At 70.6% G+C, this 15,671-nt stretch carries 14 protein-coding genes; 9 read left to right on the top strand and 5 right to left on the bottom strand.

Going from position 1 to position 15,671, the window contains the following annotated elements; genetic code table 11:
* The 4 genes from H5J26_RS31050 to ilvC form a co-directional block, all read left to right on the top strand.
* The coding region (locus H5J26_RS31050; protein WP_210771531.1) for a hypothetical protein at positions 1-212 on the top strand (212 nt) is incomplete at its 5' end.
* A 241-nt stretch (positions 213-453) separates the two neighbouring features.
* Positions 454-2,346, top strand: a complete 1,893-nt coding sequence (locus H5J26_RS19515) for an acetolactate synthase large subunit (protein WP_181767194.1) — start codon at positions 454-456, stop codon at positions 2,344-2,346.
* 38 nt (positions 2,347-2,384) lie between these two features.
* On the top strand, positions 2,385-2,909 hold the full coding sequence (gene ilvN, locus H5J26_RS19520) for an acetolactate synthase small subunit (RefSeq protein WP_181767195.1): 525 nt from the start codon (positions 2,385-2,387) through the stop codon (positions 2,907-2,909).
* 116 nt (positions 2,910-3,025) lie between these two features.
* The gene (ilvC, locus tag H5J26_RS19525; RefSeq protein ID WP_181767196.1) at positions 3,026-4,024 is read left to right on the top strand and encodes a ketol-acid reductoisomerase; all 999 of its coding nucleotides are present in this window, start codon (positions 3,026-3,028) and stop codon (positions 4,022-4,024) included.
* Between the two features lie 169 nt (positions 4,025-4,193).
* On the opposite strand, the gene H5J26_RS19530 is transcribed toward ilvC, so the two are convergent.
* Positions 4,194-4,853, bottom strand: coding sequence for a TetR/AcrR family transcriptional regulator (locus H5J26_RS19530; RefSeq protein WP_181767197.1), 660 nt, complete (start codon positions 4,851-4,853; stop codon positions 4,194-4,196).
* A 160-nt stretch (positions 4,854-5,013) separates the two neighbouring features.
* Here H5J26_RS19530 and H5J26_RS19535 point away from each other — a divergent pair, with 160 nt between their 5' ends.
* The 3 genes from H5J26_RS19535 (at position 5,014) to H5J26_RS19545 (ending at position 10,072) form a co-directional block, all read left to right on the top strand.
* Positions 5,014-7,509, top strand: a complete 2,496-nt coding sequence (locus H5J26_RS19535; RefSeq protein ID WP_181767198.1) for a beta-glucosidase family protein — start codon at positions 5,014-5,016, stop codon at positions 7,507-7,509.
* Between the two features lie 311 nt (positions 7,510-7,820).
* Positions 7,821-9,434 (top strand): phosphoglycerate dehydrogenase, encoded by a 1,614-nt coding sequence (serA, locus tag H5J26_RS19540; protein WP_181767205.1) that lies wholly within the window; start codon positions 7,821-7,823, stop codon positions 9,432-9,434.
* 131 nt (positions 9,435-9,565) lie between these two features.
* A complete protein-coding gene (locus H5J26_RS19545; protein WP_181767199.1) occupies positions 9,566-10,072 on the top strand; it encodes a DinB family protein in 507 nt (168 codons plus the stop codon).
* 37 nt (positions 10,073-10,109) lie between these two features.
* Here H5J26_RS19545 and H5J26_RS19550 read toward each other — a convergent pair whose 3' ends face one another.
* Complete coding sequence (locus H5J26_RS19550; protein ID WP_181767200.1) at positions 10,110-10,541, bottom strand: VOC family protein; 432 nt, start codon at positions 10,539-10,541, stop codon at positions 10,110-10,112.
* Positions 10,542-10,797: 256 nt separating this feature from the next.
* On the opposite strand from H5J26_RS19550, the gene H5J26_RS19555 reads away from it, so the two are divergent.
* Together H5J26_RS19555 and H5J26_RS19560 are read left to right on the top strand one after the other, a co-directional pair.
* Positions 10,798-11,325 (top strand): GNAT family N-acetyltransferase, encoded by a 528-nt coding sequence (locus H5J26_RS19555; RefSeq protein ID WP_181767201.1) that lies wholly within the window; start codon positions 10,798-10,800, stop codon positions 11,323-11,325.
* A gap of 165 nt (positions 11,326-11,490) precedes the next feature.
* A complete protein-coding gene (locus H5J26_RS19560) occupies positions 11,491-12,219 on the top strand; it encodes a FadR/GntR family transcriptional regulator (RefSeq protein ID WP_181767202.1) in 729 nt (242 codons plus the stop codon).
* A gap of 127 nt (positions 12,220-12,346) precedes the next feature.
* On the opposite strand, the gene H5J26_RS32300 is transcribed toward H5J26_RS19560, so the two are convergent.
* From H5J26_RS32300 to H5J26_RS19575, 3 genes are all read right to left on the bottom strand, one after another.
* Positions 12,347-13,291 carry an NAD(P)-dependent oxidoreductase gene (locus H5J26_RS32300; protein WP_309237982.1) on the bottom strand — a complete coding sequence of 315 codons (945 nt, stop codon included), beginning with the start codon at positions 13,289-13,291 and terminating at the stop codon, positions 12,347-12,349.
* A gap of 205 nt (positions 13,292-13,496) precedes the next feature.
* A complete protein-coding gene (locus H5J26_RS19570; RefSeq protein WP_181767203.1) occupies positions 13,497-15,002 on the bottom strand; it encodes a four-carbon acid sugar kinase family protein in 1,506 nt (501 codons plus the stop codon).
* Positions 15,003-15,227: 225 nt separating this feature from the next.
* Positions 15,228-15,671: PucR family transcriptional regulator (locus H5J26_RS19575; protein WP_181767204.1), on the bottom strand; the 444-nt coding region annotated here is incomplete at its 5' end.

Consider the following 15,671-nt stretch of genomic DNA (forward strand, 5'->3'; position numbering starts at 1 on the left):
CCGGTACGGGTCGGGCCATCGAGGAGCAGCGGAGGAGCGGCCGCTCGGTCGTGGTCGCGGGAGCCCTGCCCGTACGGATGCAGGAGCGCCGTGAGGCCATGCCCCCGTGGGTGGTCTCCGGTGAGGTCCGCGAGGAGGCGGAGCAGGCCGCACCGTCTGCCCAGCCGTCGCCTCCCTGCTCGCATGCTGAGACGCGCGTCCCACCCACTTGACACGGAAAGTGCGCTGGGGGGAAGGTCTGTGCCATGCGCACCCGAATTCTCGTACTTGGAAAGCGCGTCGCCTGACCGGGTCCACTTTCACAGACCTGGCGACCTCAGCGACGCGCTCCCCTCGCTTGCCTCACGGCACGAGGGGTTTTTTGTTGCACAAGCACCGGAGCGCAAGCTCCCGCACACAGCACCAACCGCACAAAACGAGCTCCAACCCTCAATCTCCGAGAAGAGATCATCGATGACCGAGCAGGCCACCGGGGCCCCGAAACCTCAGCCGCGGGCCCGTACCTCCGGACAGCAGCAGGCCGCGCCTGTCGAGATGACGGGCGCGCAATCCCTCATCCGTTCTCTCGAGGAGGCCGGCGCCGACACCGTATTCGGCATTCCCGGCGGTGCGATCCTCCCGGCCTACGACCCGATGATGGACTCCGCCCGCGTCCGCCACGTGCTGGTGCGGCACGAGCAGGGCGCCGGGCACGCGGCCACCGGGTACGCGCAGGCCACCGGCCGGGTCGGCGTCTGCATGGCGACCTCCGGCCCCGGCGCCACCAACCTCGTGACCCCGCTCGCCGACGCGCACATGGACTCCGTGCCGCTCGTCGCGATCACCGGCCAGGTCGCTTCCGGCTCGATCGGCACCGACGCCTTCCAGGAAGCCGACATCTGCGGGATCTCGATGCCCGTCACGAAGCACAACTTCCTGGTCACGGACCCGAACGAGATCCCCCGGACCATCGCCGAGGCCTTCCACATCGCCTCCACGGGCCGCCCCGGCCCGGTTCTGGTGGACATCGCCAAGGACGCGCTGCAGGGGCGTACGACCTTCAGCTGGCCGCCCGTCACGGACCTGCCCGGCTACCGTCCGGTGACGAAGCCGCACGCCAAGCAGATCCGTGAAGCCGCCAAGCTGATCTCCGAGGCCCGCCGTCCCGTGCTCTACGTCGGCGGAGGCGTCCTCAAGGCGCAGGCCACCGCGGAGCTGAAGGTGCTCGCCGAGCTGACCAAGGCACCGGTGACCACGACGCTCATGGGCATCGGCGCCTTCCCCGACACCCACCCGCAGCACCTGGGCATGCCCGGCATGCACGGCACCGTCGCAGCCGTCACCTCGCTGCAGAAGGCCGACCTGATCGTCGCCCTCGGAGCCCGCTTCGACGACCGGGTGACCGGCAAGCTGGACTCGTTCGCGCCGATGGCGAAGATCGTGCACGCCGACATCGACCCGGCCGAGATCGGCAAGAACCGGGCCGCGGACGTCCCCATCGTCGGTGACGCGCGTGAGGTCATCGCCGACCTCGTCGTGGCCGTGCAGGCCGAGCTGGGGACCGCCGACACTGCGACGACCGGCGCCCCGTCCGGCAGCACCGAAGCGGCGCGCGCCGGATACCCGGACTGGTGGCTGCAGTTGAACCGCTGGCGCGAGACGTACCCGCTCGGGTACGACCTGCCCGAGGACGGTTCGCTCTCGCCGCAGCAGGTCATCCAGCGCATCGGGCAACTGGCACCGGCCGACACCGTCTACGCGGCGGGCGTGGGCCAGCACCAGATGTGGGCCGCGCACTTCATCGACTACGAGCGCCCCGCGACGTGGCTCAACTCCGGCGGCCTGGGCACGATGGGCTACGCCGTCCCCGCGGCGCTGGGCGCCAAGGTCGGACGGCCCGAGAGCACGGTCTGGGCCATCGACGGCGACGGCTGCTTCCAGATGACCAACCAGGAGCTGGCGACCGCCTCACTGAACGGCGTGCCGATCAAGGTCGCGATCATCAACAACGGCGCGCTCGGCATGGTCCGCCAGTGGCAGACCCTCTTCTACAACCAGCGCTACTCCAACACCAAGCTGCACATCGGCCCCGACGGCGACGTCAAGGAGCCGAACAAGGGCACCCGCTGCCCCGACTTCGTGAAGCTGGCAGAGGCGATGGGCTGCGTCGGCATCCGCTGCGAGGACCCCGACGAGCTGGACTCGGTGATCGAGAAGGCCAACGCCATCAACGACCGTCCCGTGGTCATCGACTTCATCGTCCACGAGGACGCGATGGTCTGGCCGATGGTCGCGGCAGGCACCTCCAACGACGAGGTCATGGCGGCGCGCGGCGTCCGCCCCGACTTCGGCGACAGCGACGACTAGCGACCACTCAGCCCGGGTCCCGGGAGAAGGAACGACAGATGTCCAAGCACACGCTCTCCGTCCTGGTGGAGAACACACCCGGCATCCTGGCCAGGATCGCCTCGCTGTTCTCCCGTCGCGGCTTCAACATCGACTCGCTCGCCGTCGGCGTGACCGAGCACCCCGAGATCTCCCGCATCACCATCGTGGTGAACGTGGAGGACCTGCCGCTGGAGCAGGTCACCAAGCAGCTGAACAAGCTGGTGAACGTCCTCAAGATCGTTGAGCTGGACCCGGCTTCGGCCGTACAGCGTGAACTCGTCCTGGTGAAGGTGCGGGCCGACAACGAGACGCGTTCCCAGATCGTCGAGATCGTGTCCCTCTTCCGCGCCAAGACCGTGGATGTCTCGCCGGAGGCCGTCACCATCGAGGCCACCGGCGGCAGTGACAAGCTCGACGCCATGCTCAAGATGCTGGAGCCGTACGGCATCAAGGAGCTGGTGCAGTCGGGGACCATCGCCGTAGGGCGCGGCGCGCGCTCCATCACAGACCGGAGCCTGCGCGCGCTCGACAGGTCCGCCTAGGGCCCGCCCGGCGTCCCCGCATTCCCCGCCCCGCCCGGCCGCATAGGTTGGGCAGGGCACCCCTTCTGAACCACCCGGGGAGCACCCCCGGACCCCTGAACGAGGAGATTTCCCAAGTGGCCGAGCTGTTCTACGACAACGACGCCGACCTGTCCATCATCCAGGGCCGCAAGGTGGCGGTTCTCGGCTTCGGCAGCCAGGGCCACGCCCACGCGCTGTCCCTGCGCGACTCGGGCGTCGACGTGCGAGTGGGCCTGCACGAGGGCTCCAAGTCCCGTGCCAAGGCCGAGGAGCAGGGCCTGAAGGTGACCACACCCGCGGAGGCTTCCAAGGAAGCCGACGTGATCATGGTCCTGGTCCCGGACCCGATCCAGGCCAAGGTCTACGAGGAGTCCGTCGCCCCGAACCTCAAGGACGGCGACGCGCTCTTCTTCGGGCACGGACTCAACATCCGCTACGGCTTCATCAAGCCCCCGGCCAACATCGACGTCTGCATGGTCGCCCCCAAGGGGCCGGGCCACCTGGTGCGCCGCCAGTACGAAGAGGGCCGTGGCGTTCCCTGCATCGCCGCCGTCGAGCAGGACGCCAGCGGCAGCGCGTTCGAGCTGACGCTCTCCTACGCCAAGGGCATCGGCGGCACGCGTGCCGGCGTCATCAAGACCACCTTCACCGAGGAGGCCGAGACGGACCTCTTCGGTGAGCAGGCCGTGCTGTGCGGCGGCACCTCCGCCCTGGTCAAGGCCGGCTTCGAGACGCTCGTCGAGGCGGGCTACCAGCCGGAGATCGCCTACTTCGAGTGCCTCCACGAGCTGAAGCTGATCGTGGACCTCATGTACGAGGGCGGTCTGGAGAAGATGCGCTGGTCGGTCTCCGAGACCGCCGAGTGGGGCGACTACGTCAGCGGCCCGCGCGTCATCAACGACCAGACCAAGGTGGAGATGCGCAAGCTGCTCGACGAGATCCAGGACGGCAGCTTCGCCAACACGTGGATGGCCGAGTACGAGGCGGGTCTGCCGAAGTACAAGGAGTACAAGAAGGCCGACGAGGACAGCCTCCTGGCGAACACGGGCCAGAAGCTGCGGAAGCTGATGAGCTGGGTCGACGAGGACAAGTGACCGTCGCCGGCGTGAGCCGGGGGCGTGCCGCGGTGCGCATGGTTGCGTGAGCCTGCGCCACGCCACCCCGTACCGGCCGCCGTCCGGTGTCGCGCGCTGTCGCACGACGGTCTGAACACGAGCGCCCCGCGCTTCCGCCTTCCCGGCGGGGGTGCGGGGCGGTCGTGTTTCAGCCGGTCGTGCCGGGCGGCCCGTTCTGCGCCAGCCGTTGCGTCAGCGCCTCCAGCATCAACCGGGTCGCTCGCGGCATGGCGACCTCCTCCGGGTCGAGGAGCCACTGGATCTGCAGTCCGTCCATCCCCGCGATCACGAGGGCCGCCGCGTCCCGTACCTCCGGTTCCCCTGCGTCTCGGCCGGTGCTCTCGGCGAGCGCGGCAGCCAGGACGTCGCGCAGCCCGGCCGCACGGTCGCGGAAGTAGTCCTGGGCCGGGTGCGCCTCGAGCACCGACTCGGCGGCGAGCACCGTGAACGCCTGCACCACGCCTGGACGGGCCGTGTTCTCACCGACCGTCTCCACGAGGTGGTTCAGCAAGGCCTCGCCCTCCGGCAGCGGGCGCGTGCCGGCGTCGCCGTCGACACCGCTGCCGTCGCGGAAGCGGAGGACGTCGATGAGGAGCTGCTCCTTCGAGCCGAAGTGGTGCAGCACCCCGGCGTGCGTCATTCCCGCACGGTCGGCGATCTCCGACAACGAGGCCTTGTGGAAGCCGCGTTCGCTGAAGACGGCGAGCCCTGCTTCCAGCACCGCACGGCGCCGCTGCGCCGTCCTCGCGCTGCGGGGAGTGGCGTGCTGCCCGGCAGTTCTTCCGGGGCCCTCCGCCTCGTCCGCCATGGTGCGCCGTCCTCCCTGCGCGCGACGCCCGGCGGCGCGCCCACCAAGTAGAACACCGGCTCCGTCGGGTGGTTGAGCAGATGCGACCAACACTTACTTTCTTGTAAGTAAGTTACTAGGCTGTGCCGGTCAGGCCGCAACGATGCCCCGGGAGCAGTCCATGACCGTCGCGCGCCGAGCCACCTCCGACGAGCCCACCGAGGAACAACTCAAGGCTCTGGTCGCAGAGCTGACCCCGCAGGAGCGCGTACGCGTGCTCACCGGGGAGACCACCTGGACGCTGTTCCCGCTCCCCGCGGTCGGCCTGCGCACCCTGACCCTCTCCGACGGCCCGATCGGCGTACGCGGAACGAGCCGTGCGCCCACCACGTCGGCGCAGCTTCCCGCGCCGTCGGCCCTCGCCGCGACCTGGGACGAGGGCCTTGCGGAGGAGCTGGGCACTCTCGTGGCCGCCGAGGCGAGAGCGAAGAACGCGGACGTCGTGCTGGCCCCCGTGGTCAACCTCCAGCGCACCCCGCTCGCCGGACGCCACTTCGAGTGCTTCTCGGAGGACCCGCTCCTCAGCGGCCGGATGGCCGTCGCGTACGTGTCCGCCGTCCAGCGGGAGGGAGTCGGGGCGTGCATCAAGCACTTCGTCGCCAACGACTCCGAGACCGATCGCACCGTCTACCGCTCGCGGTTGTCGGCCCGTGTCCTGCGCGAGGTCTACCTGGCCCCGTTCGAGCGTGTCGTCGAGGACGCCGGGGTCTGGATGCTGATGGCCGCCTACAACGGCCTCGACGACGGCGTCGAGGAGGCACCCGCCACCGAGCACCGGCGGCTGCTGCGCGAACTGCTCAAGGACGAATGGGACTTCGACGGCGTCGTCGTCAGCGACTGGTTCGCCACGAAGAGCACGGTGGCAGCGGCCCGCAACGGGCTCGACCTGGTGATGCCCGGCCCCCGCGGCCCCTGGGGCGAGGCCCTCACCGCAGCCGTCGACTCCGGTGAGGTGCCCCAGGAGGACGTCGACGACAAGGTGCGCCGCATCCTGCGCCTCGCGTCCCGCGTCGGCGCGCTGACGGACCCGGCGCAGGCGAGCGGCGAACGGCCCGGCGAGGCAGCCTCCGGCCATCAGGCCGCCACCCGGGCCCTGTTGCGCACGGCGGCGGCCCGGGCCACGGTCGTGCTGCGCAACGAGGGCGGGCTGCTGCCGCTGTCGCCCGGGACGTCACGCATCGCCCTGATCGGGGCCAACGCACTCGACCCCTTCGTGCAGGGCGGCGGCAGCGCGCACGTCACACCGCCCCATCTGAGCCTGCCGCTCGACGCCCTTGGTGAGGCGTTCCCGTCAGCCGCGATCACCGCCCACCGCGGCGGCCGCACGCTGCGCCACGCCCCGTTCATGGAGCCCGGTGTGCTCGACGGAGGTCAGGTGACCGTCACCCTTCTCGACGCCGAGGGGCGCCAGTTGGAGACCCGTGCCCTCCCCGCTCCCTGGGACGGTTCCGTGCGCGGCCTGCCCGCCGACGCCGCGTCCGTACGGGTCGAGGCAGGGGTCCGGCTGGACGAACCCGGCGAGCACGTCCTGGAGGTGGCGCCCGTAGGGGCACACCGGACCGAGATCGACGGGGCGCTGCTCAGCGAGAGCACCCACCATGTCGCCGAGGAGGCCCTGCTCGACTCCTCGGCCAGCCATCCGCGCGGCCACGTGCGGAGCTTCGCCGTACGGGAGTCCGGCCTGGAGCTGAAGGTGTCGGCCACCGCGCAGGTCGTCGACGCCGGATCGTTCGGACGGTTCGCCCGAGTCGAACTGCGCCACCTACCGCCCGGTCCCGGCACCGACGCGGAGATCGCGGAGGCGGTCGACGCGGCGCGCGAGGCCGAGGTGGCAGTCGTCGTGGTCGGCACGAACCCCGAGACCGAGTCCGAGGGCTGGGACCGCAGCGACCTCGAACTTCCGGGCCGCCAGTACGAGTTGGTGCGGCGCGTGGCGGAGGCCAACCCCCGCACCGTCGTCGTGGTGAACGCGGGCGCCCCGGTGCTCTCCCCGTGGCTGGACGATGTTCCCGCGACGCTCTGGTGGTGGCTCCCGGGGCAGGAGGCGGGCGGTTCGCTCGCGGACGTGCTGACCGGCGCGTGCGAGCCGTCCGGGCGGCTGCCGTGGACGCTGCCCGCTGCCGCCACCGATGTGCCCGTGCCCGACGCCGTCCCCCGCGAGGGAGTGATCGACTACGTCGACGGCCTCGATGTGGGCCACCGGGGCTGGGACCGCCTCGGACGCACACCCGCCCGCGAGTTCGGCTACGGACTGGGCTACGCGGACTGGTCGTACGGCGAGCCCGCAGCCGGCACCTGGCGCGAAGGGGCGCCGCTGGAGGTGACGGTCCCTGTGGAGAACACCGGGACACGCCCCTCCCGCGAAGTGGTGCAGGTCTATCTGGAGGCCCCCGAGGGAGGACCGGAGCGGCCGCTGCGCTGGCTCGCCGGTTTCACCGTCGTCGAGGCGGCGGCGGGCGAGGAGGCCGGAGCGGCCGTCGAACTCGTGCCCCGGGCCTTCCAGGTATGGGACGAAGAGACCGGCTCCTGGGTGGCTCCGCCCGGTGAGTACCGCGTGCTCGTCGCACGCTCCAGCCGCGACGTGAGGGGAGAGACGACCGTGCACGTACCGGGTTGAGCGGCCCGAACGACCGCTGCGCACCCTTCCGCCGGGCCCGTCGAGCCGGTTACGGCCCGTACGCCCTGACGGACGGACCGCCCCGGATGCAGGCACATGCCCCTGCTGGGGGCAGCCGCTGTGCGTGACCGGTCGATTGCAGGGAGGGGCAGCCCGCACCTTGTGTCCCTGGATACACTGCACGGACAAGCCAAGCGCGCCACAGGCTCACAGCGTCGTGCGTCTGCCCTGCGCCCGCGGGGATGACCCCCTCCACCGTCTACGGCCGTCGGGACTCGGCCGTTGTTCCTGGCCGCCTGCCCGCGGCGAGGATGATCCGCCAGACTGGAGACCACGTGAGCAAGCCCGTAGTACTGATCGCCGAAGAGCTTTCGCCTGCCACCGTCGACGCCCTCGGACCCGACTTCGAGATCCGTAGCTGCAACGGCGCCGACCGAGGCGAACTCCTCACCGCCATCGCCGACGTCGACGCCGTCCTCGTGCGTTCGGCCACCAAGGTCGACGCCGAGGCCATCGCAGCCGCCCGCAAGCTCAAGGTGGTCGCCCGCGCCGGCGTGGGGCTCGACAACGTCGACGTGCCGGCCGCCACCAAGGCCGGCGTCATGGTGGTCAACGCTCCCACCTCCAACATCGTCACCGCCGCCGAGCTGGCGTGCGGCCTGCTGATCGCCTCGGCGCGCAACATCCCGCAGGCCAACACCGCCCTGAAGAACGGCGAGTGGAAGCGCAGCAAGTACACCGGCGTCGAGCTCAGCGAGAAGACGCTCGGCGTCGTCGGCCTCGGCCGCATCGGCGTACTGGTCGCGCAGCGGATGTCCGCCTTCGGCATGAAGGTCGTCGCCTACGACCCGTTCGTCCAGCCCGCCCGTGCCGCACAGATGGGTGTGAAGCTGCTCTCCCTGGACGAGCTGCTGGAAGCCTCGGACTTCATCACCGTCCACCTCCCCAAGACGCCGGAGACGCTCGGCCTCATCGGGGACGACGCGCTCCACAAGGTCAAGCCCAGTGTCCGCGTCATCAACGCCGCCCGCGGCGGCATCGTCGACGAGGCCGCGCTCGCCTCCGCCCTCAAGGAGGGCCGGGTCGCCGGTGCCGGCCTGGACGTGTACGCGAGCGAGCCCTGCACGGACTCGCCCCTCTTCGACTTCGACCAGGTCGTGTGCACACCGCACCTCGGCGCCTCCACCGGTGAGGCGCAGGAGAAGGCGGGCATCGCGGTCGCCAAGTCGGTGCGCCTCGCTCTGGCGGGCGAGCTCGTTCCGGACGCGGTCAACGTCCAGGGCGGCGTCATCGCCGAGGACGTGCGTCCCGCGCTGCCTCTGGCCGAGGCCCTGGGCCGGATCTTCACGGCGCTGGCCGGCGAGGTCGCCGTCCGCCTGGACGTCGAGGTCTACGGCGAGATCACGCAGCACGACGTGAAGGTGCTCGAACTCTCCGCCCTCAAGGGCGTCTTCGAGGACGTCGTCGACGAGACGGTCAGCTACGTCAACGCCCCCCTGTTCGCGCAGGAGCGCGGCGTCGAGGTCAGGCTCACCACGTCGAGCGAGTCGGCGGAGCACCGCAACGTGGTGACCGTGCGAGGCACGCTCAGCAGCGGCGAGGAGGTCTCGGTCTCCGGCACCCTGACGGGCCCCAAGCACCAGCAGAAGATCATCGCCGTCGGCGAGCACGACGTGGACCTGGCGCTGGCCGAGCACATGGCCTTCTTCCGCTACGCGGACCGTCCCGGCATGGTCGGCACCGTCGGCCGCATCCTCGGCGAGGCGGGCATCAACATCGCCGGCATGCAGGTCGGACGCGCCACGGCAGGCGGCGAGGCTCTGGTGGCGCTCACCGTGGACGACACCATCCCGGCCCCCGTGCTGACCGAGATCAAGGGCGAGATCGGTGCGACCTCGGCCCGCAGCGTGGACCTCACGGACTGAGCGGAGGCGCCACGGCGCCACCACCCGTACACACGACGCCTGTGCCCGGACCTCGGAAGCCCCGCGGTCCGGGCACACGCGGTTCACGGGCCCGGCAACCCGGCGCGGGCCCCGCGCGAGAGGAACGGCAAGTGACCGACGAACGTCCGGAGCCACCCCTCACGGGAGGAGAGCGCGAGACGCTGCGCGCCTTCCTCGACTTCCACCGGGCGACCCTGGCGTGGAAGTGCGAAGGACTCTCCGACGAGGAACTGCGCCGCAGGTCCATGCCGCCCTCCACGCTCTCGCTGCTCGGGTTGGTGCGTCACATGGCGGAGGTGGAGCGGACCTGGTTCCGCCGCGTGATCAACAAGGAGGACGTCCCGCTGGTCTGGTCCGACGACGGCGACTTCCAGGCGGCGTACGACGCGAGCGGGGCCACCCGCTCCGAGGCCTTCGACGCGTGGCACTCCGAGGTCGAACACGCCCGCCGCATCGAGGCGGAGGCCGAATCGCTCGACGTCACCGGCCACAACGCCCGCTGGGGCGAGGACGTCTCGCTGCGTCTGGTGATGCTGCACATGATCCACGAGTACGCCCGCCACAACGGTCACGCCGACTTCCTCCGCGAGGGCGTCGACGGCGCGACCGGCGCCTGACGTCAGGCGGGACCGGGGGTCTGTACGGAGGCCGGGGTCACGCCGGGCCCGCGGCGACGCAGAACTCGTTGCCCTCGGGGTCGGCCATGACGAAGTGGTGCCCGTCGACCTCCTCCAGGACGGACCCGCCCGCCTCCGTCAGCCGGTCGGATTCCGCCCTTACGCGCGCCCATCTCTCCGCCGGGGTGCCGTGTCCCGGAACCCGGATGTCGATGTGGAGCCGGTTCTTCGCCGTCTTGGGCTCCGGGACGGTGAGTATCGAGAGGCGGGGGCCGACGCCGGCGGGGTCGCAGAGCCAAGCCGCGTCGTCGTCGGGGTCGTCCGGCAGGTCGAACTGTGCGAGCCACTCCTCGCGGGTCTTGAAGGGGGCGGGCGGAGGCTCGTCGACATAGCCCAGCGCCGTCTTCCAGAACGCAGCGAGCAGCTGTGCGTCCCTGCAGTCGAGTGTCAGATCGATGTGTGCCGCCATGACCGGACCGTACTGCGCGCCTCTGACAGCCCACCGGGCCTGGCGGAGCGTGACGGGGACCACCAGGCCCCTCGCGGCTCCGTGCAAGGTCGCGGTGCGAGACCTCCGTTGAGACGGTCGGGCCTGTGACGCTTCGCGTCGGCAGCGCTACGTTGGCCGAGACGCTGACCTGTTCGGGGTGAGGCAACCTCTCCCGAGAACCGTGCAGTTGAGCCGGATGTGTGGCGAAGTCTGAGAGCGGAGGGTGCACGGAGCCGTGGCCGATCAGTGGGTGAAGCTGGAACTCGATGTCCGTAGGTTCGATGCTCGGCGCTTCGAGCCGTACGTGGAGCGTTGCGTGCAGCGTGGGTTGCGGCTGACCACCTTGGCCGACCTGGGAGACACCGCCGGCAATCGCCGTCTGCTCTACGAACTGAACAAGGAGTGCGCCGCCGACATCCCGGGCCGTGGGGAGTTCCATGCCTTCGACGAGTACCTCCAGGAGCGGATCGACGTCCCCTCCTTCGACCCGCGGGGCGTGGTGATCGCGCTGGACGGCGCCGAGTGGATCGGAATGGCTGCCACTTCGGACCGGCGATCGTCCGGCTTCGTCTTCAACGAGATGAGCGGTGTGAAGGCCGACTACCGTGGCCAGGGCGTCGCCATTGCCATGAAGACGTCCGGCATCGGCTTCGCCGGACTCTGCGGCGTGGACCGGATCCGGACCGTGCATCACGCAGCGAACGCGCGAGCCGTCGCCATGAACAGAAGACTCGGCTATCTCGACGCCGAATGGGAGCTCTGACGCGTCCCTTCGAGGCTGGGCGCGTCGAATCCCGAGCCCCGCAACGCCCTTGTGGGGCCCCGGATGGGCCGCGGGGAAGGCCGGAGACCGTCACGACGGCGCTTGTCAGATGAGTTGTACGCTGATGGCAGCGATCTCTGCGGGTCGTGGGAGGGAGCGCAGCCGATGGGCGCGGGCAGGGCCGACACAGTCGCCGATGCGCTGCTGAGGACGGTCGTCGACGGGGAGTTCACCCCTGGAGACACCCTCCCGAGCGAGGCCGACCTCGCAAACCGCTTCGGCGTGAGTCGTCTGACGGTGCGCGAGGCCATCCGTTCTCTGGCATCGACCCGCGTCATCCATGTACGGCAGGGGCGCTCCAGCGTCATCAACCCCGTGGAGCGCTGGTCACCGCTGGACCCGCGGCTGCTCAAGGCCAGGGGTGAGGCGTCGGGCGATCCGCTGCAACTGCCCCGGCGGCTGCTCGAAGCCCGACGTGCGGTCGAGGTGTCGATAGCCGAACTCGCCGCGGGCAGGCGCGACGATCAGCACGTCGAACGTCTGGCGCTCTGGATCGATCGCATGCGGGAAGCCGACCGTGATGCCGACGTGCCGCGATTCGTCGAAGCAGACCTGGCTTTCCACCGGACCCTCTTCGAAGCCGTCGACAACGTCTTTCTCGACGCGCTGTTCCAGCCGTTGTCCTCGGTCGTGCGGGACGTCCGCGCGCAGACGTCCTCGGTGCCGGAGATCCGGGAGCACGCCATCGAATGGCATGCGAGGATCCTGGCCGGCGTCGAGGCGGGCGATGCGGACGAGGCGCGTGAAGCGATGCGCGGCCATCTGATGCAGACAGAGAACGACATGGACTTCTTCCTCGCCCGTCAGCCGGTCGCCCCCTCCGGTCTCACCTGACAGACCCCGTTGACCGTCGGCACGCGCCCGGGACGGGGCTGGTGCTCGGACAAGGCGCACCGGCCGCCCCGTCCCTCGTCCGTGCTCGTCGGGCCTCCGAGTACGGCCAACAGCGGGCCGCCGCAGGTCACTTCGCGTCGTGCCCTTCGGAGGCCCGGCCCGGGTGGCCGCCGGGGAAGGCTCCGTCGGGCGAGAGCACGGTGACCACGGAGGAGTCGTCCTGGGCGCCGAGGCCCGCTCGTTCCCCGAGCAGATAGAGCTGCTGGGCCGCGGAGGTGAGGGGGAGGGGGACGTGTGCCGTCCTGGCGATGTCCGTGACGATCCCCATGTCCTTGACGAAGATGTCGAGCCGGGACCGGACTTCGGCTCCCTCACCGTATGCCTGCACCATTCGGGGTCCTCGGTCGCCGAACATGAAGGATCCCGCGGCACCGTGCCGCAGCGACTCGATGACGGTCCCGGGGTCGAGGCCGAGTTCCCGCGCCAGCGCCACGGCTTCGGCCGCGGCTGCGATGTGCACCCCGGCGAGCAGTTGGTTGATCGCCTTGAGCGCCTGCCCGTCGCCGACGCGCGGGCCGACAACCGTGAGAGTCGAGGCCAGCAGGTCCAGCACCGGACGGGCGGACGCCAGCGCCTCGTCGGAGCCGCCGACGAGGACGAGCAGGTCACCGTTCCCGGCTCTGGCCGGCCCGCCGCTGACGGGTGCGTCGACGGTGAGAACGCCGTATTCGTCGAGGCGTTCGGCGGTGGCACGGGCTACGTCCGGTCCGACGGTGCTCGTGAGAACGACGACCGCGCCCGGACGCATTGCCGGCGCGGCTCCGCCCTCCCCGAACAGAGCGCTGTCGAGCTGTGCTTGGTCACGTACGGCAAGCAGGACGATGTCCGCGTTCCGTGCGGCTTCGGCGACCGACCCCGCGTCGGTGGCACCGTCGGACGCCACCTGGGCGCGCCGGTTCGGGTCGATGTCGTAGACGGTGACGGGCAGTTGGGACGCAAGCCGGCGGGCCATGGGCAGGCCCATGGCACCGAGGCCGATGACAGCGGTGCCGGGAAGGGTGTCGGGAGACACGCGTGCCCTCCAGGGGTGAGTGCAGGGGGAGTGGTTGGCGGACGGAGCCGGAACGCGCCAGGGATGTGAGACGCCGGATCAGCATGTGCGGGCGAGCTGCCTCGTTGTCGCCGTATCGCACAGTGCAGCCGCGTTCGCGGCGTCTCTGTCCGCTGCAGGGACGGGGTCCGTCTCGAAGACCGGTTGTCGGCGCCGGACGGCAGCATCACGCGCTCCGCAGCAGGTCGACCGCATCGGCAAGAGCTTCGTCCGTACCGACGTTTCCGGGGAAGACGACGTAGGGCATGCCGGCGGCAGGACCGTCGACGGGCTGCCAGAGCGACACGATGCCCGGCAGCAGGGTGCCGCGGGCCCAGGCGCGGCGGATGCCCAGGCCGTGAGTGGCCGTGTCGCTCGAGGTGATGCCGCCCTTGGCCACGACGAAGGCGGGACGGCGGGCTGCGGTCACCAGCCGTACGGTCTCGACCAGCGCGGCAGAGACACGGCGGGAGATGGCGAGGCTGTCCTCGGCGTCGCTTCCGGTGACCACGGTCCGGGTGGTGCGGACGACCGTGTCACGCGTCATGAGCGCCTCCGCGGCTGCCCGGGCCACCTCGGCGATGTGATCGGCACAGCGGTCGTCGTCGAGCAACTCGCGTACGTCCAGCTCGAATTCGCAGATGCCTCCGCGCTCACGGAGACGGTCGAGCTGCCGAGTGGTGAGTCCGACGTGGGAGCCGACGGCGATCAGGCCATGGGGGGCGGAGGTGTGACGGCGTCCGGCATCCGGCTCCTGGAGGCCCCGCAGTTCGCCGGAGTCGAGCGGAGGACGTCCGGCTTGACCCGCCCTTGCCCGGACGAAGGACGGGCCGACGCGGTAGAGGAGGCGTGTCCCGCGCTCCTCGGCCTGGATCAACGCCAATGCGAGGACCCGGAGGTCGTCGTCGCACACGGCGTCGACGACCACGACCCTGCCGCCACGCACCCCGGTGAGGAGGTCAATCACCCGTCCGGGGCCGCCCCTTCGCAAGTCGTCCAGGGTGATCCGGACGACGTCGGCCGCCCGGATCCGGCCGCCGGACTTCTCCTCGACCCACTCGGGAAGCGTGGAGCTGCGGTATCCGAAGGTCGCATCCCGCGCGAACTCGCCCTCGCCGACGGGCAACAGGCCGTCCGGGGTACGCATCCAGTGCCGGGAGCCGACAGTCAGCCGACCGGCCTCGATGTACGCGGGCACGACCACCACACCGTCCGGAGAGCAGTCCCCGACAGCCTCCAACTCCTCGCCGAGCACGTCCGTTTCCAGTGGGAAGTGCCCACGAAGGGTGGAGTCGCTGCGGCTGGCCAGGACGTAGTGGGCACCGTCGGCCTCCGACGCCTCGTGCAGGGCGCGGACGACCTCGCGGTTGCGCTTCGACGCCGCCTCGGCGGAGAGGCTGCGGGTATTGGTCAGCACGAAGAACGCGCTGCTGTCCTGGCGCAGCGCCCAGCGCAGGTCGTCGACGGTCCAGGAGGTGAGGACCGGTACGTCGACGACGGTCTGAGTCCCTGTCGGGTCGTCGTCGAGAACGACCAGCTTGGGGCCTCCGAGAGCGCGAGCAGCGACTTCTGCGGCCGGGACGGCACGCACCGGTGGGAGTCCGGCGAGCAACTGCTCTTCGGGAACAGGGCCCTTGGGCTGTCCGGCGGCGGCTTCAGCTGCGTGGGCCGGCCCAGCGGGGTCGTGAGACATGAGGCTTCCTGCGGATCAATCGACGGGCACCTGTCAGATATCAGACAGGTAGCTCCGCGTCACCGTGCCAGCCCGTCACCGCACCGTCAATGGGACTGCTGTGCCCCGAAAGCAGAAGGAGCAAGCTCGGAATCGCCGCTCGCTCCTCAGGGAGTCATGTCCGCCACCGCCCTGATAAGTCAACTCGAACTCCGGGTGGGCGGGGCCCGGCCGCCCGCAACGCCCTTACAGGCGGGCCGACTTCAACGCCATGTGGAGAAGGAGACGCGCGTCGCCCTCGTCGAGGTCGAGGCCCGTGAGCGCTTCGATACGGGAGAGCCGGTAGTAGAGCGTCTGACGGTGGATGCCGAGCGCCGCCGCCGTACGCCCCGCCTGACCGGCGTGGTCGAGGAACACCTCAGCCGTGCGGGCCAGTTCGGAGTGCGCAGGTCGTAGCAGCGCCCGCAGCACCGGATCGTCGCCCGCCTCGGCGTGCAGCCCGGTCAGCAGCCGGTACGGGCCGATCGCCTCCCAGTCGGCCACCGGCCCCAGCCGTTCCTCGGCGCCCGCGGCCCGGGCGGCGGCCAGCGCCTCCCGCCAGGCCGGAAGCAGGCCGTCGAGGCCGCGCCGGGCCGCGCTGACGCCCGCTGTCGCCGGTGAGCCCGGTGCGCGCAGGAGGCGCCCGGCCGC

Source organism: Streptomyces albidus (ex Kaewkla and Franco 2022), assembly GCF_013870515.1.
GTDB classification, from domain to species: domain Bacteria; phylum Actinomycetota; class Actinomycetes; order Streptomycetales; family Streptomycetaceae; genus Streptomyces; species Streptomyces albidus.